19 protein-coding genes and 1 tRNA gene are annotated in these 21,600 nt (G+C 70.6%); 13 read left to right on the top strand and 7 right to left on the bottom strand.

Going from position 1 to position 21,600, the window contains the following annotated elements; genetic code table 11:
- Window positions 1–22: 22 nt before the first annotated feature.
- Both ACZ4S3_RS02675 and ACZ4S3_RS02670 read right to left on the bottom strand, forming a co-directional pair.
- The gene (locus ACZ4S3_RS02675; RefSeq protein WP_467924838.1) at window positions 23–1,924 is read right to left on the bottom strand and encodes an AAA family ATPase; all 1,902 of its coding nucleotides are present in this window, start codon (window positions 1,922–1,924) and stop codon (window positions 23–25) included.
- Entirely contained in the window at window positions 1,921–3,351 is a 1,431-nt protein-coding gene (locus ACZ4S3_RS02670) for a DUF2201 family putative metallopeptidase (protein ID WP_467924836.1), read from the bottom strand. The genes ACZ4S3_RS02675 and ACZ4S3_RS02670 overlap by 4 nt, the downstream gene beginning before the upstream one ends.
- Before the next feature lie 116 nt (window positions 3,352–3,467).
- Here ACZ4S3_RS02670 and ACZ4S3_RS02665 point away from each other — a divergent pair, with 116 nt between their 5' ends.
- The gene (locus ACZ4S3_RS02665) at window positions 3,468–3,881 is read left to right on the top strand and encodes a hypothetical protein (protein ID WP_467924834.1); all 414 of its coding nucleotides are present in this window, start codon (window positions 3,468–3,470) and stop codon (window positions 3,879–3,881) included.
- Window positions 3,882–3,989: 108 nt separating this feature from the next.
- On the opposite strand, the gene ACZ4S3_RS02660 is transcribed toward ACZ4S3_RS02665, so the two are convergent.
- Both ACZ4S3_RS02660 and ACZ4S3_RS02655 read right to left on the bottom strand, forming a co-directional pair.
- Window positions 3,990–6,515: a Tex family protein gene (locus tag ACZ4S3_RS02660; RefSeq protein ID WP_467924832.1), complete on the bottom strand. Its 2,526-nt coding sequence runs from the start codon at window positions 6,513–6,515 to the stop codon at window positions 3,990–3,992.
- A 253-nt stretch (window positions 6,516–6,768) separates the two neighbouring features.
- The gene (locus ACZ4S3_RS02655; protein ID WP_467924830.1) at window positions 6,769–7,638 is read right to left on the bottom strand and encodes an SCO6745 family protein; all 870 of its coding nucleotides are present in this window, start codon (window positions 7,636–7,638) and stop codon (window positions 6,769–6,771) included.
- Between the two features lie 152 nt (window positions 7,639–7,790).
- On the opposite strand from ACZ4S3_RS02655, the gene ACZ4S3_RS02650 reads away from it, so the two are divergent.
- Window positions 7,791–8,759, top strand: a complete 969-nt coding sequence (locus ACZ4S3_RS02650) for a GlxA family transcriptional regulator (RefSeq protein ID WP_467924828.1) — start codon at window positions 7,791–7,793, stop codon at window positions 8,757–8,759.
- A gap of 185 nt (window positions 8,760–8,944) precedes the next feature.
- A complete protein-coding gene (locus ACZ4S3_RS02645) occupies window positions 8,945–9,589 on the top strand; it encodes a DJ-1/PfpI family protein (RefSeq protein ID WP_467924826.1) in 645 nt (214 codons plus the stop codon).
- 24 nt (window positions 9,590–9,613) lie between these two features.
- Here the strand turns inward: ACZ4S3_RS02645 and ACZ4S3_RS02640 are convergent, their stop codons facing one another.
- Entirely contained in the window at window positions 9,614–10,384 is a 771-nt protein-coding gene (locus ACZ4S3_RS02640; protein ID WP_467924824.1) for an enoyl-CoA hydratase/isomerase family protein, read from the bottom strand.
- Between the two features lie 55 nt (window positions 10,385–10,439).
- On the opposite strand from ACZ4S3_RS02640, the gene ACZ4S3_RS02635 reads away from it, so the two are divergent.
- The 3 genes from ACZ4S3_RS02635 to ACZ4S3_RS02625 all read left to right on the top strand — a co-directional run bounded on the left by ACZ4S3_RS02635 (window position 10,440) and on the right by ACZ4S3_RS02625 (window position 13,031).
- Window positions 10,440–12,083, top strand: a complete 1,644-nt coding sequence (locus ACZ4S3_RS02635; protein WP_467924822.1) for an ABC-F family ATP-binding cassette domain-containing protein — start codon at window positions 10,440–10,442, stop codon at window positions 12,081–12,083.
- Window positions 12,084–12,149: 66 nt separating this feature from the next.
- Window positions 12,150–12,223, top strand: a tRNA-Met gene (locus tag ACZ4S3_RS02630).
- 316 nt (window positions 12,224–12,539) lie between these two features.
- Complete coding sequence (locus ACZ4S3_RS02625) at window positions 12,540–13,031, top strand: ATP-binding protein (RefSeq protein WP_467924820.1); 492 nt, start codon at window positions 12,540–12,542, stop codon at window positions 13,029–13,031.
- Here the strand turns inward: ACZ4S3_RS02625 and idi are convergent.
- Both idi and ACZ4S3_RS02615 read right to left on the bottom strand, forming a co-directional pair.
- Entirely contained in the window at window positions 13,006–13,617 is a 612-nt protein-coding gene (gene idi, locus ACZ4S3_RS02620; RefSeq protein ID WP_467924818.1) for an isopentenyl-diphosphate Delta-isomerase, read from the bottom strand. The genes ACZ4S3_RS02625 and idi overlap by 26 nt on opposite strands.
- 501 nt (window positions 13,618–14,118) lie before the next feature.
- Complete coding sequence (locus tag ACZ4S3_RS02615) at window positions 14,119–14,460, bottom strand: hypothetical protein (protein WP_467924816.1); 342 nt, start codon at window positions 14,458–14,460, stop codon at window positions 14,119–14,121.
- Here ACZ4S3_RS02615 and ACZ4S3_RS02610 point away from each other — a divergent pair.
- From ACZ4S3_RS02610 to ACZ4S3_RS02580, 7 genes are all read left to right on the top strand, one after another.
- Window positions 14,341–15,948: a DUF5941 domain-containing protein gene (locus ACZ4S3_RS02610; RefSeq protein WP_467925220.1), complete on the top strand. Its 1,608-nt coding sequence runs from the start codon at window positions 14,341–14,343 to the stop codon at window positions 15,946–15,948. The genes ACZ4S3_RS02615 and ACZ4S3_RS02610 overlap by 120 nt on opposite strands.
- Window positions 15,945–16,682, top strand: a complete 738-nt coding sequence (locus tag ACZ4S3_RS02605; RefSeq protein ID WP_238576330.1) for a phosphocholine cytidylyltransferase family protein — start codon at window positions 15,945–15,947, stop codon at window positions 16,680–16,682. Before ACZ4S3_RS02610 ends, ACZ4S3_RS02605 begins: the two co-directional genes overlap by 4 nt.
- Window positions 16,670–17,731: an iron-containing alcohol dehydrogenase family protein gene (locus tag ACZ4S3_RS02600; RefSeq protein WP_467924813.1), complete on the top strand. Its 1,062-nt coding sequence runs from the start codon at window positions 16,670–16,672 to the stop codon at window positions 17,729–17,731. Before ACZ4S3_RS02605 ends, ACZ4S3_RS02600 begins: the two co-directional genes overlap by 13 nt.
- Window positions 17,709–18,488: a CDP-alcohol phosphatidyltransferase family protein gene (locus ACZ4S3_RS02595; protein ID WP_467924811.1), complete on the top strand. Its 780-nt coding sequence runs from the start codon at window positions 17,709–17,711 to the stop codon at window positions 18,486–18,488. The genes ACZ4S3_RS02600 and ACZ4S3_RS02595 overlap by 23 nt, the downstream gene beginning before the upstream one ends.
- An 11-nt stretch (window positions 18,489–18,499) precedes the next feature.
- Entirely contained in the window at window positions 18,500–19,384 is an 885-nt protein-coding gene (locus ACZ4S3_RS02590) for a glycosyltransferase family 2 protein (protein WP_467924809.1), read from the top strand.
- 78 nt (window positions 19,385–19,462) lie between these two features.
- Window positions 19,463–20,392, top strand: a complete 930-nt coding sequence (locus ACZ4S3_RS02585; protein WP_467924807.1) for an ABC transporter permease — start codon at window positions 19,463–19,465, stop codon at window positions 20,390–20,392.
- The gene (locus tag ACZ4S3_RS02580) at window positions 20,385–21,188 is read left to right on the top strand and encodes an ABC transporter ATP-binding protein (protein ID WP_467924805.1); all 804 of its coding nucleotides are present in this window, start codon (window positions 20,385–20,387) and stop codon (window positions 21,186–21,188) included. The genes ACZ4S3_RS02585 and ACZ4S3_RS02580 overlap by 8 nt, the downstream gene beginning before the upstream one ends.
- The last annotated feature ends 412 nt before the right edge of the window (window positions 21,189–21,600 follow it).

Genomic DNA, 21,600 nt, shown 5'->3' with positions numbered 1-21,600 from the left:
GCGGGCGTGCGCCGACCCCGCCTCACCGCCGGGGTATCCGCGCGAACGTCTCGATCCAGAACCGCTGCGCATCGCTCGACGCACCGACCAGATACGTGGAACGCAACTTCGGCGGCAGCAGCGGCAACAGCCGGGCCACCGCGTCCTGATGCTCTTTGAGCTGCGACAACTCGGCGTTTGCCAGCACCTGATGGACCAGGTCGCTGTCGTTGGACCCCTCGCTCGACTCGGCCGCCGCCTTGCGCATCCGCTCCTCCCAGGCGTCGATGTCCTCGGCCAGCTCCCGCAGGCCGGTGACCGGCCGCCGGTTGAGCCGGTCGATGAGAGCGGTCAGCGGCACCGGGGCGTACTCGCCGTCGCCCAGATACACCATGGCCATCTCCAGCGGCAGCCCCCGCTGGTGGAGCTTGATCAGCCGCTCGATGGTGCGCTTGGTGATCCAGGCCCGGCCGTCCTCGTCGATGTCGTGCTTCCACCACTCCAGGACCGTTTCGGCGACCGGCCCGTACGTGGCGATCAGCCACTCATTGGCCGGGATGTCGCCGGGCTCGACCGTCAGTGAGGCGGTGAAGCGGGTCGCCTGGGCGATGTTGTTCCGCGCGACCAGGAGCTTGCGGCCGAGGTGGTACGGCGGATTCTGCACGGCGATCTGCGCCCGCAGATTTTCGATCCGCCGCCCGGCCAGCGACCACTCCTGAGTGATCTCCATCAGCTTGGCGAACGCCGACTTGTCCTTGGGGCGGTTGTACTCGTCCCAGACGATCGCCTTCGGCTCCGGCCCCAGGAACGGTCCGGCCAGGAGGTTGTCCAGCGAACCGTCGGCAGTGGGGATCGGCGCGCAGAGGTCCTCGACGTTGGTCACCGGCAGGGAGAAGTAGAGCGGCTCGCGCCCCTCCAGCCCGTCCCGGACCGTCTCGCGCACCAGCTCCGTCTTGCCGCACCCGGGCGGCCCCTGCAGCAGCACCGACCAGCGGTTGCGCAGCGCCGCACGGACGACCGCGCGGACCGGGTCGGGAATCGTGGCGGGATTCGCCGCGCCGACCGACGCCGCGATCCGGTCCAGCACCTCGGCCGTACGGTCCTTGCCGGGCTTGCCGTCGCCGCGCTGCTCGCGCAGCCGCAGCCGCTCGCCGTTGACCAGCGGCAGACCCCAGCGCAGCGGGAAACCCTCCTGGGCATTGGCCAGGATGTGGTCGATGGTGCGGGGCGAGAGCAGCTCCCGCAGCGCCGGGCCGAGGGCCGCCCAGGTGGTGAACACCTCACGCAGATTCCAGTCGGGGTACTTCGCGGCCAGCTCGTACCGCCAGGCCGTGTCATTGGCGGTGATCCGGAGGGTCACCATACGGTCCAGCACGGCCAGATCGCTGCGCCGGGCGGCCGTCTCCGCCAGCGACTCATTGTCCGTCAGAAAGACGCCGATACAGCCGAGCGCCCGCAGGTCGTACTCGCCCAGCGTCCAGTTGCAGGCGATCTGCATCAGCTGCGACTGGATCGTCGCACCGGCCTGCAGCGAGTCGTCGATGAGCAGGACGAACGGCTTGCCGGGGCGCAGCTGGCTCATCACCAGCTGCCGCAGCACCAGTTCACCCGTCCTGGCGTCACGCACCGGGGCGTTGGCCAGCAGATCGTCGGGCGTGAGATTGGCGGCCGGCACGAAGACCAGCTCGGCATCGGGATACGCCTTGGGCAGATGGGAGAAGAAGGTGGCGGTCTTGCCGATGCCGTGCTCGCCGAAGATCTGGCCGGTCTGCCCCATGTCGATCATCGCGTCGATGAACGACTCCAGCCGGGACACACCCGTCCAGCCCTCGGGCGGCTCCGGGTAGGTGGCACTCGACCGCCAGCGAGGCCGCTCGGTCTCCGCCGCTGTCCCGGGCACCGTGGTGGTCGGCGTGGTCGGCCTGGTCGGCATGGTCGTGCTCATCGGTCTCCTGTCGTCACCCGGTGGCAGGCCATCTGCGGGGTGTGGTGGTCGGGCCAGTCGTCGCCGCCCTGGGTGATCAGCCAGATCCATTTGTCCGGCTCGGCGGGTGTGAGGTGCGGGGCGTGGCCGTCGGTGAGCATCACGACGGCGTCCGGTATCTCCTCGAAATGCCTGCCGTCGACCGTCGTACGGCCCTCGACGTAATCGGCCACCGCCTGAAAGCTCGTGCCCCCGCCGCCGTACACTCGCTCCCCGGGCTGGAACGGCATCACCACGCCGTCGAACGACAGCCAGTGGGCCGCCACCCCGTCGATCTCGCCCACCAGCCTCGTCAACCAGGACACCACTCCATCGGGCATCGACCCCGAGGTGTCATAGGCGATCACCAGGACCTTCTCGCGCTCCGGGCCGCGCCGCGACAGCATCGGGTCATGGCCCAGCGCGGCCAGCAGGGCGCCTCGCTTCTTCGGGTAGACCAGCCGCTCACCCTCCCGCAGCTTCGAGGCGAGGATGTCGACCAGCCAGCGCTGCCACCAGTCGACCCTGCCGGTCCGCGCGGTCTCGCCGCGCAGCGTCCCCGCACCCAGCCGCCCCCACACCCGGCTCGCATGCTCCGACATCCCGTCCGTACGGTCCATCAGGTCGAGCAACTCCCGTTCCGCGCCCGGGTGTCCGCGCCGGGCGGCCAGCAGAGTGTTGAGCAGCGCGGACGACACGGCCTCGTCGATGGTCTCCTGGTCCGCGCCGGCCTCCTGGATCGGCCCCATGCCGGCATCCGGATGGCCGTCCAGATGCACACACACCGCCGTCGGCACCGGCGGCCGCTTCATCCGTTTCAGCTCGCGGAACACGCTCATGTCGGTCTCGACGAAATCGTCATAGACGACAGGGTCGAGGCCCTGGTCCGTCAGGTCGGCGACGTAATCCTGGTGGACCTCGCGCGGATCCACGCCCGTCGGACTGCCATTCAGCATCGGGAGATGCTTGCGGCCCAGCCGTACGAGCGCGACATGGTTGATGGAGACCTCGGCGGCGAGTGCGAAAACCGGGTCGTCGCGCAGCTCCGGATCGGCGAACAGATGGCGGTGCACCAGATGCCGGGCCTCGTGAAAGAGGACGAACTTCACGCCGTCCAGCCCCAGTTGGACGAAGAAATCCGGGTTGTAGAGCAGCGGACAGGTGCCGTCTCCCGAGGCCACGACGGCGGCGGTCGCGACGGCCGTCGTCGGGATCTGGTGAGGGCACTTCGCATAGATCCACGACGCGACCACGGAATCCGTCAGCCCGAAGTCCAGCAGCGCGGCCTCCTTCAGCCGCCGCGCCTCTTCCACCACCGCCGGCTCCGCCGGCCTCCAGCGCTCCAGCGCCCGCCGGTCGGTCAGATCGACCACCGGCCGGTGCCCCGCGGTTTTCGCGTCGTACGCCACGTCCCACCCCCGTTCTCAGCTGCTTCTATTCGTATCAGCAGCCACTGACAACGGATCTTGGCGACCGCCGCGAAAAGGGGATCGGCGCCCTGCCGGGGCCCGGCTACCGTAACCGGATGTCGTACGAACTCAACGCCGTCATAGGGGACTTCGACCACCTGCAGAGCTGGGCCGCCGCAAAACCGGAGCCGCTGGTCGCCCCGCTTCGGCAGCGTCTGGGGCTGATGCCGCTCACCGAGCCGCTCCTGGACGCGCTGCCACGGACCCTGGGCGAGCTGTCGCAGGACGGGCCGATCGCCCATGTGGAAGCGGACTTCTGGGGCGGGGACGGGTATCAGACCGCCTCGCTGTGGCGCGACGGTGCGCAGGTGTGGGGGCCACAGCACACCTCGGCCTTCGCCGGACCACAGGAGGACTGGCGGCGGGCCGCCGCCAAGGCTCACGGGGCCGCGCACTACGACGAGTGGTACGCGCAGTCGGCGGCGGAGCGCGAGCGGGAAGAGCGGGCCGCCGCCGGGCGCGCGACGTAAGAGCGGCTTGCGGACGTCCCGGTGGCCATGAACGGCAACAACTCCCCACCGGCCCAACCAGCCGGGCGGGCGGAGGCCGCGCCCCCGCCCGCCCGTGAACGCCGGTGTCTACCGGCGACCGCCGCCCTCCTTGCCGAGCAGCCCGGCCCGCCGCAGGGCGTCCGCCATCGCGTCATTGGCCGGCCCGGCGTCACGGCCGCCCCGGCGTTCCCCGCCGCGCTGGCCGCCGCCGCCCTGCCGCTGCCGCGGCGCACCGCCCCGGCCGCCTTCACGCGGTCCGGCACCGCGCTGCTCACCGGCACCGCGCTGCTCACCGGCACCGCGCTGCTCACCGGCACCGCGCTGCTCACCGGCACCGCGGTGCGCACCGCCACCGCGGCGTTCACCACCGCCACGCCGCTCGCCGCCGCCCGCCGACGCGCCCTTGCCGTGCTCGTCCTCCAGCCGCAGCGTCAGCGAGATCCGCTTCCGCGGAATGTCGACGTCGAGCACCTTGACCCGCACGATGTCGCCCGGCTTCACCACATCCCGCGGGTCCTTGACGAAGGTCTTCGACATCGCCGACACATGCACCAGGCCGTCCTGATGGACGCCCACATCCACGAACGCCCCGAAGGCGGCGACATTGGTCACCACGCCCTCCAGGAGCATCCCCGGCTGCAGATCGCCGATCTTCTCCACGCCCTCCTTGAAGGTCGCGGTCTTGAAGACCGGCCGCGGGTCGCGGCCCGGCTTCTCCAGCTCCTGGAGGATGTCGGTGACGGTCGGCAGGCCGAAGGAGTCGTCGACGAAGTCCGCGGCCTTGAGCGTGCGCAGCACCGTGGTGTTGCCGATCAGCGAGCCGACCTCGCTGCCCGCCGACGCGACCATCCGCCGCACCACCGGATACGCCTCGGGGTGCACGCTGGACCCGTCCAGCGGGTCGTCGCCGCCCCGGATCCGCAGGAAGCCCGCGCACTGCTCGTACGCCTTCGGGCCGAGCCGCGCCACGTCCTTGAGGGCCTTACGGGAGCGGAAGGGGCCATTGCTGTCCCGGTGCGCGACGATGTTCTCCGCCAGGCCGGAACCGATGCCCGACACCCGCGAAAGCAGCGGCGCGGAAGCGGTGTTGACGTCCACACCAACGCCGTTCACGCAGTCCTCGACCACCGCGTCCAGCGAGCGCGACAGCTTCACCTCGGACAGGTCGTGCTGATACTGGCCGACACCGATCGACTTCGGGTCGATCTTGACCAGCTCGGCCAGCGGGTCCTGGAGGCGCCGGGCGATGGAGACCGCGCCGCGCAGCGACACATCCATGTCCGGCAGCTCCTGGGAGGCGAACGCGGAGGCCGAGTACACCGAGGCGCCCGCCTCGGACACCATCACCTTCGTCAGCTTCAGCTCCGGCTGGGCGGCGATCAGATCGGCCGCCAGCTTGTCCGTCTCGCGGGAGGCGGTGCCGTTGCCGATCGCGATCAGCTCGACGTCGTGCTCGCGCGCCAGCTTCGCCAGCGTGGCCAGCGAGGCGTCCCACTTCTGCTGCGGGACATGCGGATAGATGGTTTCCGTGGCGGCCACCTTGCCGGTCGCATCCACGACCGCGACCTTCACCCCCGTACGGAAACCGGGGTCAAGGCCCATCGTGGCGCGCGTCCCGGCGGGCGCCGCCAGCAGCAGATCGCGCAGGTTGGACGCGAAGACCCGTACCGCCTCGTCCTCGGCGGCCTGCCGCAGCCGCAGCCGCAGATCGATGCCGAGGTGCACCTGGACGCGAGTGCGCCAGGCCCAACGGACCGTGTCCTGCAGCCACTTGTCGGCGGGACGGCCCCGGTCGGCGATGCCGAAACGATGCGCGATGGCCTGCTCGTACGCGCTGGGGCCCTCGGTCACCGACGCGGCCGCCTCCGGCTCCAGCGCGAGGTCGAGGATCTCCTCCTTCTCGCCGCGGAACATCGCCAGCACCCGGTGCGAGGGCAGCTCGGTGAACGGCTCGGCGAAGTCGAAGTAGTCGGCGAACTTCGCGCCGGCCTCCTCCTTGCCCTCCCGCACCTTGGCCGCGACCCGACCGCGCGACCACATCCGCTCACGCAGCTCACCGATCAGGTCGGCGTCCTCGCCGAACCGCTCGGTCAGGATGGCCCGCGCGCCCTCCAGGGCGGCGGCCGGATCGGCGACGCCCTTGCCCTCGTCCACGAACCCCTCGGCGGCCGCGGCCGGCTCCACCGAAGGGTCGCTCAGCAGCCCCTCGGCCAGCGGCTCCAGGCCCGCCTCCCGCGCGATCTGCGCCTTGGTACGCCGCTTGGGCTTGTACGGCAGGTAGATGTCCTCCAGGCGCGCCTTGGACTCGGCGCCCCGGATCTGCGCCTCCAGGGCGGCGTCCAGTTTGCCCTGGGACCGTACGGATTCCAGGATCGCGGCCCGGCGCTCCTCCAGCTCCCGCAGATAGCGCAGCCGCTCCTCGAGCGAGCGCAGCTGCGCGTCGTCGAGCATCTCGGTGGCTTCCTTGCGGTAGCGCGCGATGAACGGGACGGTCGAGCCACCGTCGAGCAGTTCGACCGCGGCCCTGACCTGCCGCTCCTTGACGCCGAGCTCCTCGGCGATCCTCGCTTCGAGGGACTCGAGAGACCCAGTGGACACAGTCGATGCCGTCACGTTGATCCTGCCCCGCCTTCCAGCGCTTGCTTGAGCCTGCATTGTGCCGGGTGGCGGGCCGCACTGTCGCGCCGCCCAGCCGCGCGCGCCGGGGTGTGAGAAGGCGCACGCACACCCCGGCGACGGCGTATCACACCGAGCGCATGCCGACCCGGTGCCGGTCCGATGCTGATCACATGCGGGTCACATACCGGTGACGCGCCCCGTCACACACCCGGTCACACACCCGGTCACATGCCGGTCACACGCCCGCTCACTTGCCGAACATCACCGCAGGAAAGGCCCCGGCGTTCATGGCGGCGCCGGCGAAACCGGTCGCCAGTTCGGTCAGCCGGGCCACGCCCTCGGCGCCCAGGTGCTCGTACGGGGCCCGGTCCAGCCGGTCCGTGGTGCGCTCCAGGTCCTTGCGCAGCTGACCGCCGGTCTCGGTCAACTCGCCCTCGGCATCCAGCAGCCCACGGCTCCGCAGCCGCTCCTGTGCGGCCTGCCAGTCCTCGTCCGACCAGCCACGGGTCGCCATGACGCCCTTGTAGCTCATCCCGCGGCCGCTGGCGTTGTGGGTGACCAGCGCCTCCAGGCCGTCCAGTTCGGCGTCCAGCAGCGCCATGAGGTGGCCGTCGCCGCGGTGTTCGCGCAGCAGCGTCGCGGCGTGCCAGTAGGCGAGGTGCGGGGCCTCGGGCACCGGGAGGTCGGCGTGCGCGGCGTACAGCGGCCGGGCCGGGCGGCTGCAGCCCTCGGCCGCGCGCAGCGCCAGCTTCGCCGCCTCCGCCATCTCCGGGGACGCCACGGCCTCGTCGCCGAGCAGCCGGCGCAGCGTGGCGTCGGCCGCGCGCAGTCGGGCCTCGAGGACGGCCTCGGGCGTGGTGACCGACCAGATGTGCGGCACGTGCTGCGCGATCAGGTCGTGCTTGAAGTTGTAGAAGGTGGCCGTGATGGTGCCGGGACCCACCGGGCCCATGGCGGCGGCCCGCGCGGCGAAGTAGGCGGCGCTGCGGTTCTCGAGACCGAGCTTCGCCAGCTCGGCGGGGAACTCCGGCGCGAAGTAGTGCGTCGAGTGGTACGGGTTGATCACGTTATGACACTGACGTCCGGCGTTCTCGGGCAGTGCGCTGGTAGAGGTCATGGCAGCAGGTTACCGACCGCTCGGTATGGGGGCAGGTGCGCCCCTCGGCTTCCGGCTCCTGGCCCCCGGCCCGCCGGTGGCCTCCCGGTCATGGCAGTAAAGGTGGGTTATTCGTCATTGCCGCCATCGCCGCTGCTCCCCAGGATGGAGGCATGGAACAGCGCGATGTGCTGGTCGTCCTCTTCGACGGCCTGCAGAGCCTCGATGTCAGCGGGCCGGTCGAGGCCCTGAGCGGCGCCAACGTCCGCACCCCGGGTGCCTACCGGATCCGTACCGCAAGCCTGGACGGCGGCCCGGTCCGCACCACCAGCGGCCTCACGCTCACCCCGGACCTCGCGCTCGCCGACGCCGAGGTGCCGCACACCCTCCTGGTGCCCGGCGGCAACGGCACCCGTACCCCCGACCCCCGGCTGGTCGACTGGCTGCGGACGTATGCGCCGCGGGCCCGGCGGAAGGTCTCGGTGTGCAGCGGGGCGCTGCTGCTCGCCGAGGCGGGGCTGCTGGACGGGCGGCGGGTGACGACGCACTGGTCGCTGTGCGACACCCTGGCGCGGCGGTTCCCCGCCGTCCGCGTCGACCCGGAGCCCATCTACGTACGGGACGGCGACGATCTGGTCACCTCCGCGGGTGTCACGGCCGGTATCGATCTCGCGCTGGCCCTGGTGGAGGAGGACCTGGGCCGTGACCTCGCGCTGACCGTCGCCCGCCACCTGGTCGTCTTTCTGCGCCGCCCCGGCAATCAGACCCAGTTCAGCGCCCAGCTCGCCGCCCAGACCGCGGAGCGGCGCCCGCTGCGCGACGTCCAGCAGTGGATCACCGAGAACCCGGCGGCGGATCTGTCCGTCGACGCCCTCGCCGCCCGCGCCGGACTCTCGCCGCGGCACTTCGCCCGCGCCTTCCGCGACGAGGTGGGGATGACGCCGGGCCGCTACGTCGACCGGACCCGCCTGGAGGCCGCCCGGCGGCGCCTCGAGGACACCGTCGACGGCATCGAGGAGGTGTCCAGGCACTGCGGGTACGGCACCCCCGAGGCGATGCGCCGCGCCTTCATACGGACGCTGGGCGCGGCCCCGGCCGAATACCGCCGCCGTTTCCGGCCGGCCTCTGCGCCGGTGAGCTGACCGGACCCTGCCCCTACGGCGCGGTCGAACACAACCCGTAGGGGATGCGAGCGCCCCCTCGGGGCCCACAACGCGGCGGGGCCGGGCGGTGTTCCCGTGGCTCGGCGCGTGAGGTCCCCGTCCGATTCCCGTCATCACTGCCAACTGCCAACTACCAACTGCCAACTGTCAACAGGAGCCCTCAGATGCAGATCGCGATCCTTCTCTACGACCGCTTCACCACCCTGGACGCCGTGGGCCCGTACGAGACCCTCAGCCGGCTGCCGGGCGCCGAGACGGTGTTCGTCGCCGAGCGCCCCGGCACCTACCGCAATGACAACCGCTCGCTGGGCCTGGTCGCCGACGCCGCGCCGGCCGACGTCACCGCGCCCGACATCATCGTCGTACCCGGCGGCCCGGGGCAGATCGCGCACATGGAGAACGACGCGCTGCTCGAGTGGATCCGCGCCGTGGACGCTCACACCACCTGGACGACCTCGGTGTGCACCGGATCGCTCCTGCTGGGCGCCGCGGGCCTCCTCAAGGGCCGCCGGGCGACCTCCCACTGGCTGGCACTGGACCAGCTGCCCGGCCTCGGGGCCGAGCCGACCGGGGACCGGGTGGTCTTCGACGGCAAGTACGTCACGGCGGCCGGTGTCTCGTCCGGTATCGACATGGGGCTGACCCTGGCGGGCCGGATCGCCGGGGACGCCGTGGCCCAGTCGATCCAGCTCGGCATCGAGTACGACCCGCAGCCGCCGTACGACGCCGGTTCCCCCGAGAAGGCGCCGGCCGAGATCACCGCGCTGATGCGGGAGCGGAGCCGGTTCCTCCTGGCGGGGGAGGAGTAGTCCCAGGCCCGGCCGGCTACCCCGCTACCCCGCGGGCCAGGTGAAGCGCGGCGCCCTGCGCTCCAGGAAGGCGGCGGCACCCTCCACGGTGTCGCCGCTCGCGCGCGCCTGCGCGGCCCAGTGGGCACCCCGCTCCTCGGCCTCGGGAGGCAGGACGTCCCACGTCCCGTCAGCCAGTTCCTTCGCCGCGGTCTGCGTCAGCAGCGACCGGCCGGCCAGTACGGCCGCGAAGTCCGAAACCCGCTTGTCCAACTCGCCTTCGGGCAGCACCTCGTCCACCAGACCCGTGCGCAGCGCCCGCGCACAGTCGATCAACTCACCCGAAAAAAGCAGATACTTGGCGGAAGCGGGCCCGACCAGCCGCACCAGCCGCCGGGTGGCGGACGCCGGATAGACGACCGCCAGCTTCGCCGGGGTCACCCCGAACAGCGCCCCCTCCTCCGCAAACCGCAGATCGCAGGCGGCCGCCAACTGGCAGCCACCGCCCACGCAATAGCCCCGGATCGCCGCCAGCGTCGGCCCCGGGAACGCCGCCAGCGCCTCCTCCGCCGCCACCGCCAGCCCCTGTGACTCGCCCGACGGCTCCCGCAGCGACCCGATGTCCGCCCCGGCGCAGAACGTCCCGCCCTCGCCCGTCAGCACCAGCTGCCGTACGGAACGATCACTCGCCAGCCGCTCCAGCAGTGGCGGCAGATCCCGCCACATCTGCACGGTCATCGCATTCCGCTTGCCGGTATTGCTGATCGTGACGGTCGCCGTGCCGTCGCTGACATGCGTCTTCAGAGCCGGTTCCATGCCCCGGATATTAGAGCGACCCCATAGGGGGCGGCCGGATACCATCGACGGTCTGATGTCAGCAACTCTTGTCGCCAAAGACCTCGCCGCCGGCCATGGCGAGCGCGTCCTGTTCTCCGGCCTCGATCTGGTCGTCGCCCCCGGCGAGGTGATCGGCCTCGTCGGCGCCAACGGCGCGGGCAAGTCCACGCTGCTGCGCCTGCTGGCCGGCCTGGACACCCCGGAGGACGGCAAGCTCGCGCTCAGCCCGCCCACCGCCACCGTCGGCCATCTCCCGCAGGAACCCGACCGCCGCCCCGGGGAATCCGTACGGCAATTCCTCGCCCGCCGCACCGGCGTCGCCGACGCCCAGCGCACCCTGGACGCCACCACCCAGGCGCTGGTCGAGGAGCGGCCCGGCGCCGACGACGACTACGCCGTCGCCCTCGAGCGCTGGCTCGCCCTGGGCGCCGCCGACCTCGACGAACGCGCCGAGGAGACCGCCGCCCAGCTCGGCCTCACGGTCAGCCTCGACCAGCCGATGACCTCCCTCTCCGGAGGCCAGGCCGCCCGCGCCTCCCTCGCCTCGCTGCTGCTCTCCCGCTACGACATCTTCCTGCTGGACGAGCCGACCAACGACCTCGATCTGGACGGCCTGCGGCGGCTGGAGTCCTTCGTCGCCGGGCTGCGCGCGGGCACGGTCCTGGTCAGCCACGACCGCGAGTTCCTGACCCGTACGGTCAGCCGCGTCGTCGAACTCGACCTCGCCCAGCAGCAGGTCAACACCTACGGCGGCGGCTATGCCTCCTACCTGGAGGAGCGCGAGCGGGCCCGGCGGCACGCCCGCGAGGAGTACGAGGAGTACGCGGAGACCAAGTCCGCCCTGGAAACCCGCGCGCACACCCAGCGCAACTGGATGGAAAAGGGCGTCAAGAACGCCCGCCGCAAGGCCACCGACAACGACAAGATCGCCCGCAAGGGCCGGGTCGAGTCCACCGAGAAGCAGGCCGCCAAGGCCAAGCAGACCCAGCGCCTGATCGAACGGCTCGATGTCGTCGAGGAGCCGCGCAAGGAGTGGGAGCTGCGGATGGAGATCGCCGCGGCGCCCCGGGCCGGCGCGGTGGTGGCCACGCTCCGCGGCGCCGAGGTCCGCCGCGGCGACTTCCGCTTCGGCCCGGTGGATCTGCAGATCGACTGGGCGGACCGGGTCGCCATCACCGGTCCGAACGGCTCCGGCAAGTCCACCCTGCTCGCCGCCCTCCTCGGCCGGCTCCCGCTGGACGGGGGACAGGCGTCGCTGGGCCCCGGTGTGGTGGTCGGCGAGGTCGACCAGGCGCGAGGGCTGTTCTTGGGCGACGAGCCCCTGATGGACGCCTTCCGGGCCTGCGTACCGGACCTGTCGCCTGCCGACGTGCGGACCCTGCTCGCGAAGTTCGGCCTCAAGGCGGCGCATGTGCTGCGCCCGGCCCGCACCCTCTCGCCCGGGGAGCGGACCCGCGCCGCACTGGCCCTCCTCCAGGGCCGCGGCGTCAATCTCCTCGTCCTCGACGAGCCCACCAACCACCTCGACCTCCCGGCCATCGAACAGCTGGAGTCGGCCCTCGCTTCCTACCCGGGGACGCTGCTGCTGGTCACCCACGACCGGCGGATGCTGGACGCGGTCCACACCACGCGCCGCATCGAGGTCGACGCCGGCCGGATCGCCGACCGCACGGTGTGAGCCGAGCGTCGTACCGATAATCGATTTGGTCCTGCGCCCGGCTACCCGTACTGTGGTGTTCACCGACGCGGGGTGGAGCAGCTCGGTAGCTCGCTGGGCTCATAACCCAGAGGTCGCAGGTTCAAATCCTGTCCCCGCTACTCATCCACAGCAGGCCCGGTGCTCAGGCACCGGGCCTGCTGTCGTACGTCGGCCTGCTGCGCGCCGTCGAGTCCCGCGGCTCGGGACGGCAAAGTGGCCGGATCTGATCCCCATGCGGAATACCGGCCGCGATGCTCATGGCCTGGACCGTTCGATGGCCTGGTGCGACCGTCCATAAAGAAGGAATAAAGGGGACAGAAGCGGTCGCCGGACCGATCGCATCGCACAAAAACAGCCAGAAGGCGTCGATAGGCGCTGACTTGTGTTCAGTGGGCCGGTCCGGACCAACGCATTCTCAACACTCTTCCTGTGAGGATGCCTTCCGGACCCCCCGCAGAACCCCCCGAGGAGCTGACCTCCCCGCTTGCGTACGAAGGTGTGTGGCGGTTCACCGCCCCGGCACTGGAGTCGTCGGTGCCGCAGGCGCGCCACGCGGTACGGGATCTGCTCGACGAACAGCGCGTGCCGGTCGCCGCCGACATCATGGACGGTCTGCTGCTGATCGTCTCCGAACTCGTCACCAACGCCGTCCAACACGCCGCCCTGCTCTCGCCCCAGATCGCCGTACAGCTCACCATCGGCGTGAACTGGCTACGGGTCGCGGTCGAGGACAACCACCCCTACCGCCCCAAAGCGCTCGAGGCGGACGAGGGCGACGTCGGCGGCCGCGGCCTGTGGCTGGTCAAGGTGCTGACCGCGGAAGCGGGCGGCAAGTGCGATGTCGAGCACACCGCGAACGGCGGCAAGGTCATCTGGGCCGAACTGCCGCTCGTCCCGCCGGCTACCAGCCCACCGACTCCCCGGTGAGCTCACGGACCGCCGGACGCGCCGCGTCCAGCACGGTCATGAACCACGCGGAGAACGGCACCTGGGCATGCTGCTCGGCCAGCTCCTGCGGCGTCACGAACGCGATCTCGCCGACCTCCTCGGGATCGGGCGCGGGCTCGGCCCGCACCAGCCCGACGAACAGGTGGTTGTACTCCTGCTCCACCAGGCCCGAGGCCGGGTCGGGGTGGTTGTAGCGCACCGTGCCGGCCTCGGCGAGCAGCGTGGGCGCAAGTCCCAGCTCCTCGGCGGTGCGCCGGGCCGCGGCGGCGAACGGCGTCTCGCCGGGGTACGGGTGCCCGCAGCAGGTGTTGGACCACACGCCGGGGGAGTGGTACTTCGACAGCGCCCGGCGCTGCAGCAGAAGCCGGCCCTTCTCGTCGAAGAGGAAGACCGAAAATGCCCGGTGCAGCTGCCCGGGAGGCTGATGGGCGCTGAGCTTCTCCGCGGTGCCGATCGTCCTGCCGTCCTCGTCGACCAGCTCCAGCATGATCGGTTCGGCGGCGCCGTCCGCTGTGCTCGCCGCCGGGATCCCGGCGGTCTGTCCGTTGGCAGGTGTGATCGGCATGCCCATCCTTGTCGTCGGTCTTCGACGCCAAGTCTGCCCCACCCGCGTGCACATCAGGCGCACAGCGGGCCAGGTCCTGAACGGTGCCGCGGTGTTTGTCAGGTCCGGATCCATGTCCGAATGCAAAATGATCATGATCGTCGGGCGGCCGGCCCGTGAGAGGGGCCACATCGGCCCGCCGGCCGCATGGCTCGTGCCACACCCGCCCCGGCACAACCCGCACCACCTGTGACCAGCCCACTCATAACCGGCACCGGATCAAGGGGCTGGTCAGGGCGGCAGTTGTTCAGGGACCGTCCGATCCACCATGATGATCGCGGCAGGCGCAGCCGTCGGTCACTCGATCGTGCGGTGAATGCGCGGTGAACGGCCGCATCCGGCGATCCGATAGCCTCTGCCGACGTGCCACCCGGCCCTCCAGGCGCCAGGTGTGCCACGCCCGCTGCCCGGGTAGTTCGTATCGAATGCGGAATCGACTGCGGACCGGCCCGTGCTGCCTTGTCAGCATCCAAGGAGTGAGTTCGTCTGTCGACCGCCATCCTCACCGGTCCGCCGGTCGCCGGGTCGCCGCTCGAAGCCGACCTGCGCACGCTGGGCTTTGACGTCCGTACGGCGAACGATGCCGCGGCCGCCGCCGAGCTGATCGCCGCCGCGCCCGCCCAGGAGCGGGTCGCCGTCGTCGACCCCCGCTTCGTCGGCCACCTGCACGCCCTGCGGCTGGCACTGACCGACCCGCGCTTCCCGGCCGCCGCCGTCCCGGGGGCGCTCACCGCGCAGCCCGAGGCGCGCGCCGCGCTGGCCCGCGCGGCCGCCAAGATCCCGGTCGGCGCCGGCACCGCCCACCTCACCGACGTGCTCACCGACACCCTCACCGAGTCGCTGGACCGCGAGGACATCGGCCTGCACCGCGTCGAGCTGGGCAGCCTGGTCGCCACCGTCGCGCTCACCCCGGCGCAGCGCGAGGATGCGCAGGAAGCCGTCGCAGCCGTCGATGACGAGGCCGTACGGCTGCGGACCGCCGTGAAGTCCCGCGACGGCTTCTTCACGACGTACTGCATCAGCCCTTACTCCCGCTACCTCGCCCGCTGGTGCGCGCGCCGCGGGCTCACCCCCAACCAGGTCACCACCGCCTCGCTGCTCACCGCGCTGATCGCGGCGGGCTGCGCGGCCACCGGGACCCGCGGCGGCTTCATCGCGGCCGGCGTTCTTCTCCTCTTCTCCTTCGTCCTGGACTGCACCGACGGGCAGCTCGCCCGCTACTCGCTGCAGTACTCGACGATGGGCGCCTGGCTGGACGCCACCTTCGACCGGGCCAAGGAATACGCGTACTACGCGGGGCTCGCGCTCGGCGCGGCCCGCGGCGGGGACGACGTCTGGGCGCTGGCGCTGGGCGCGATGGTGCTGCAGACCTGCCGGCACGTCGTCGACTTCGCCTTCAACGAGGCCAACCACGACGCTGCGGCCAACACCAGCCCCACCGCCGCGCTCTCCGACAAGCTCGACAGCGTCGGCTGGACCGTCTGGGTGCGCCGCATGATCGTGCTGCCCATCGGCGAACGCTGGGCCATGATCGCCGTACTGACAGCTCTCACCACGCCACGCATCGTCTTCTACGCGCTGCTCATCGGCTGCGCCCTGGCCGCCTGCTACACCACGGCCGGCCGGGTGCTGCGCTCGCTGACCCGGCGGGCCCGGCGCACCGACCGCGCCGCCCAGGCGCTGGCCGACCTCGCCGACTCCGGGCCGCTCGCCGAGCTGATCGCGGGCGGCGCCCGGGGCCGCGGACGGACCGGTTCCTTCCTCGCCCCCGCTATGGCGTTTCTCTCGGCCGCGGTGCTGCTGGTCTGGGTGATCTTCGAGGACGACCCCACGTCCTGGCTCACCGTCGGCGTCGCCGCCTGCTCCGCACTGCTGGCCGGCGCGGCCGTGTCCCGGCCGCTCAAGGGCGCCCTCGACTGGCTGGTGCCGCCCTTCTTCCGGGCCGGCGAATACACCACGATCCTGGTCCTGGCGGCCCGGTCGGACGCCCCCGGAGCGCTGCCCGCGGCGTTCGGGCTGGTCGCGGCCGTCGCCTACCATCACTACGACACCGTCTACCGCATCCGCGGTGGCACCGGGGCGCCGCCGCGGTGGCTGGTCCGGGCAACCGGCGGGCACGAAGGACGCGTCCTCTTGGTGACCGTCCTCGCCGCCGCGCTGTCCCCCTCAGGTTTCACAATCGCGCTCACGGCTCTTGCCGTGGTCCTGGCGCTGCTGGTGCTCATCGAGAGCATCCGCTTCTGGGTCTCTTCCGGAGCACCCGCCGTACACGATGAAGGAGAACCCGCATGATCGGCCTCGTGCTGGCAGCCGGCGCCGGACGGCGTCTGCGCCCTTACACCGACACCCTGCCCAAGGCTCTGGTGCCGGTGGACGGCGACACGACCATCCTGGACCTGACCCTCGGCAACTTCGCCGAGATCGGCCTGACCGAGGTCGCGATCATCGTCGGCTACCGCAAGGAAGCCGTCTACGAGCGCAAGGAGGCCCTGGAGCAGAAGTACGGCCTCAAGCTCACCCTCATCGACAACGACAAGGCCGAGGAGTGGAACAACGCCTACTCCCTGTGGTGCGGCCGTGACTCCATCAAGCACGATGTGATCCTCGCCAACGGCGACACCGTGCACCCGGTCTCCGTCGAGAAGACCCTGCTCGCCGCCCGCGGCAACGGCCAGAAGATCATCCTCGCCCTCGACACGGTCAAGCAGCTGGCCGACGAGGAGATGAAGGTCATCGTGGACCCCGAGAAGGGCGTCCAGCGCATCACCAAGCTGATGGACCCGGCCGAGGCCACCGGCGAGTACATCGGCGTCACCCTCATCGAGGGCTCCGCCGCCGAGGAGCTCGCCGACGCGCTCAAGACCACCTTCGAGCGGGACCCCGACCTCTACTACGAGGACGGCTACCAGGAGCTCGTCAACCGCGGCTTCAAGGTGGACGTGGCCCCCATCGGCGACGTCAAGTGGGTCGAGATCGACAACCACGACGACCTGGCGAAGGGCCGTGACATCGCATGCCAGTACTGACCCGCCTCATCCCGTCCCCGGTCGTCGTTGACATCAACGCCGGCGCCCTGGACGACCTGGCGGGCCTGCTGGCCGATCAGCGCATCTCCGCGTCCGGCAAGCTCGCCATCGCGATCAGCGGCGGCTCGGGCGCACGGCTGCGCGAGCGGCTGTCGCCCGCGCTGCCCGGCGCCGAGTGGTACGAGGTCGGCGGCGGCACCCTGGACGACGCGATCAAGCTCGCCGACGCCATGAAGAAGGGGCACTACGACGCGGTCGTGGGCCTCGGCGGCGGCAAGATCATCGACTGCGCCAAGTTCGCCGCGGCGCGGATCGGCCTGCCGCTGGTCGCCGTCGCGACGAACCTGTCGCACGACGGCCTGTGCTCGCCGGTCGCCACCCTCGACAACGACGCGGGCCGCGGCTCGTACGGTGTGCCGAACCCGATCGCCGTGGTCATCGACCTCGACATCATCCGCGAGGCCCCGGTCCGCTTCGTCCGCTCCGGCATCGGCGACGCGATCTCCAACATCTCCGCGGTCGCGGACTGGGAGCTCTCGCACCGCGAGACCGGGGAGTCCATCGACGGACTGGCCGCCGCCATGGCACGCCAGGCCGGCGAGGCCGTACTGCGGCATCCCGGCGGCGTCGGCGATGACGCCTTCCTCCAGGTGCTGGCCGAGGGCCTGGTCCTCACGGGCATCTCGATGTCGGTGGCCGGCGACAGCCGCCCCGCGTCCGGCGCCTGCCACGAGATCAACCACGCGCTCGACATCCTCTACCCCAAGCGCGCAGCCAGCCATGGCGAGCAGTGCGGCCTTGCCGCCGCCTTCGCCACGCATCTGCGCGGGGACAAGGAGATGTGCCGGCTGATGGTCGAGGTGCTGCGCCGGCACGGCCTGCCGGTCACGCCCGGCGAGATCGGCTTCACCGACGAGGAATTCGTCGAGGCCGTCGAGTACGCACCCAAGACCCGCCCCGGGCGCTACACCATCCTGGAGCACCTCGACCTGTCCACCGACCAGATCAGGGACGCTTACGCCGACTATGCACAAGCCATCGGTAGCTGAGCTCCGCCCGGTCGTTCACCCCCCGGGTGTGAAGGACCGGCGGAGCGGCGAGCACTGGGCCGGGCGGCTCTACATGCGCGAGATCTCCTTGCGCATCGACCGGCACCTGGTGAACACGCGGGTCACGCCCAACCAGCTGACCTACCTGATGACCGTCTTCGGCGTCCTCGCCGCCCCGGCGCTGCTGGTGCCGGGGATCGCGGGCGCCGTCCTCGGCGTGCTGATGGTCCAGCTCTACCTGCTGCTCGACTGCGTCGACGGTGAGATCGCCCGGTGGCGCAAGCAGTACTCGCTCGCCGGTGTCTGGATGGACCGCGTCGGCGCGTACCTCACTGACGCCGCCGTGCTCGTCGGCTTCGGCCTGCGCGCCGCCGACCTGTGGGGCTCGGGCCGGATCGACTGGCTGTGGGCCTTCCTCGGCACGCTGGCCGCCCTCGGCGCCATCCTGATCAAGGCGGAGACGGACCTGGTCGGCGTGGCCCGCGCGCAGAGCGGCAAGGAGCAGGTCAAGGAGACCGCGTCCGAGATGCGCTCGTCCGGCATGGCGCTGGCCCGCAAGGCCGCCGCGGCGCTGAAGTTCCACCGGCTCGTCCTCGGGGTCGAGGCGTCCCTGCTGATCCTGGTCCTGGCGATCCTGGACACGATCAGGGGCGACCTGTTCTTCTCGCGCCTGGGCGTCGCCGTGCTGGCCGGCATCGCGATCGTCCAGACCCTGCTCCACCTCGTGTCCATCCTCGCCTCCAGCAGGCTCAAGTGACGGGAGCGGATATGGACACGGGCATGCGCGTCGGTGCGGTTGTTCTCACCATGGGCAACCGCCCCGACGAGCTGCGCGCGCTGCTGGACTCGGTCGCCAAGCAGGACGGTGACCGGGTCGAGATCGTCGTCGTCGGCAACGGTTCGCCGCTGCCCGAGCTCCCCGAGGGCGTACGGACCGTCGAGCTGCCGGAGAACGTCGGCATCCCGGCGGGCCGTAACGTCGGCATCGAGGCGTTCGGGCCCGGCGGCAGCGAGGTCGACGTGCTGCTCTTCCTCGACGACGACGGGCTGCTGGCCAGGGAGGACACCGCCGAGCTGTGCCGGAAGGCGTTCGCCCAGGACCCCGAGCTCGGCATCATCAGCTTCCGGATCGCCGACCCGGACACCGGCGAGACCCAGCGCCGGCACGTGCCGCGGCTGCGGGCGGCCGACCCGATGCGCTCCTCCCGCGTCACCACATTCCTCGGCGGCGCCAATGCCGTCCGTACGAAGGTCTTCCAGGAGATCGGCGGGCTGCCCGACGACTTCTTCTACGCCCACGAGGAGACCGACCTGGCCTGGCGGGCGCTGAACGCGGGGTGGGGGATCGACTACCGGTCGGACATGCTGCTGCTCCACCCGACCATGGCCCCCAGCCGGCACGCGGTCTACCACCGGATGGTGGCCCGTAACCGTGTGTGGCTGGCCCGCCGCAATCTGCCCGCGCTGCTGGTTCCGGTTTATCTCGGTGTCTGGTTCCTGCTGACCCTCGCCCGTCGCCCGTCCTGGCCTGCGCTGCGGGTCTGGCTGGCCGGGTTCAAGGAGGGCTGGACGACCCCGTGCGGTGACAGGCGTCCCATGAAGTGGGCTACCGTTTGGCGACTGACCCGACTGGGCCGCCCTCCCGTCATCTGACAAGCTCGTATCTGAGAGCATCAGGCGCGAACCGGGGCGAAGCCCCGGCAGCGCACATTGAGGACGAAAGTGTCAACTGTGAGCGAGACTACGCACGACAGTGCGGTCGCCATGAGTGCCCCGCCATCTTCCGACGAAGGGCTCACTGCGGCCCAGCGGGCCCAGAAGTACGGGCTCTCGCAGAGCGGGGCCCGCCCCAGCCTGTCGCAGTACGTCCGGGAGCTGTGGGACCGGCGGCATTTCATCTCCGCCTTCGCCAGCGCCAAGCTGACGGCGCAGTACAGCCAGGCGAAGCTGGGCCAGGTCTGGCAGGTGGCGACGCCCCTGCTGAACGCGCTCGTGTACTACTTGATCTTCGGTCTGCTGATCGGTACGCGGAAGGGTATCCCCGACTTCGTCCCGTTCCTGGTGACCGGCGTCTTCATCTTCACCTTCACCCAGAGCTCGGTGATGGCCGGCACCCGGGCGATCTCCGGCAACCTCGGCCTGGTGCGGGCGCTGCACTTCCCGCGCGCCTGCCTGCCGATCTCGTTTTGCATCATGCAGCTCCAGCAGCTGCTGTTCTCCATGGGCGTGCTGGTCATCATCCTGCTCGGCTTCGGGCAGATGCCGACCTGGTCGTGGCTGCTGATCTTCCCGGCGCTGACGCTCCAGTTCGTCTTCAACACGGGCCTGGCGATGGTCATGGCCCGGCTGGGCAGCAAGACTCCCGACCTGGCGCAGCTCATGCCGTTCATCATGCGGACGTGGATGTACGCGTCCGGCGTGATGTTCAGCATCAGTCTGATCCTCAAGGGCAAGGACGTCCCGCATTTCGTGGAGGTCCTGCTCAACGCCAACCCGGCCGCCGTCTACATCGACCTGATGCGCTTCGCGCTGATCGACAGCTTCACCGCGAAGCAGCTGCCGCACCATGTGTGGGCGTTCGCCGGCGGGTGGGCGCTGCTGATGGGCGTCGTCGGCTTTGTGTACTTCTGGAAGGCTGAGGAGCGGTACGGACGTGGCTGAACAAGACAACGGCCTCCAGCCGACGGAGGCTGCGCAGGAACGCGTACCGACCGTGATCGCGGACGATCTGCACATCGTCTACCGGGTCTACGGCACCGGCGCGGGCAGGGGCAGCGCCACCGCGGCGCTGAACCGCATCATCCGCCGCAAGCCCTCCACCGGTGTGCGCGAGGTACACGCGGTCAAGGGCGTCTCCTTCACCGCCTACCGGGGCGAGTCGATCGGCCTGATCGGGTCCAACGGCTCCGGCAAGTCGACGCTGCTCAAGGCGGTCGCCGGCCTGCTGCCGGCGGAGCGCGGCCATGTCTACACCCACGGCCAGCCCTCGCTGCTGGGCGTCAACGCGGCCCTGATGAACGACCTGACCGGCGAGAAGAACGTCGTCCTCGGCGGCCTGGCCATGGGCATGTCCCGCGACCAGGTGCGCGAGCGCTACGACGGCATCGTCGACTTCTCCGGCATCAACGAGAAGGGCGACTTCATCTCCCTGCCGATGCGTACGTACTCGTCCGGTATGGCGGCCCGGCTGCGGTTCTCCATCGCGGCGGCCAAGGACCACGACGTCCTGATGATCGACGAGGCGCTGGCCACCGGCGACCGCAAGTTCCAAAAGCGCTCCGAGGCCCGCATCCGCGAGCTGCGCAAGGAGGCCGGCACGGTCTTCCTGGTCAGCCACAACAACAAGTCGATCCGCGACACCTGCGACCGGGTCCTGTGGCTGGAGCACGGTGAACTGCTGATGGACGGCCCCACCGACGAAGTGATCAAGGCATACGAGAAGGAGACGGGCAAATAGCCCGGACCCTTTGACCCGCCGCTCCCGAAGGTCTCCGCGAGTCCGGCTCGCGGAGACCTTCGATCGTCACGGCGAGAGTTAACAGATGGTCAACTCTTCCGGAGCCGGAAACAGTTGATTCGTTATTGATGTTGACCGGATCGTTGCCCGAAGCTTCGGTACCCCCTCGTACGCGGGCGAGATGTACGGCGTAAGCTGTACGGGTACTGAACAGCACAAGTGGTATAAGTCGGGCAATGCTCACCTGAGCGGGCGAAGGATGCTCGCTCGGGACGCGCCGTGACCTGCGGCGTGTCCGAAATGGGATGTTTTGGCTTGGCGGTGTACAACGGGAGACGTGACGGCAATGGCTACTGGTTCGCTCCGGCTCCGAAACGCGCCGGGCAGCCCGCGGTGAGTGAAGGGGAGGCGT

The organism is Streptomyces sp. NPDC028368, assembly GCF_055565615.1.
This window is presented reverse-complemented; position numbering and strand designations above follow the sequence as displayed.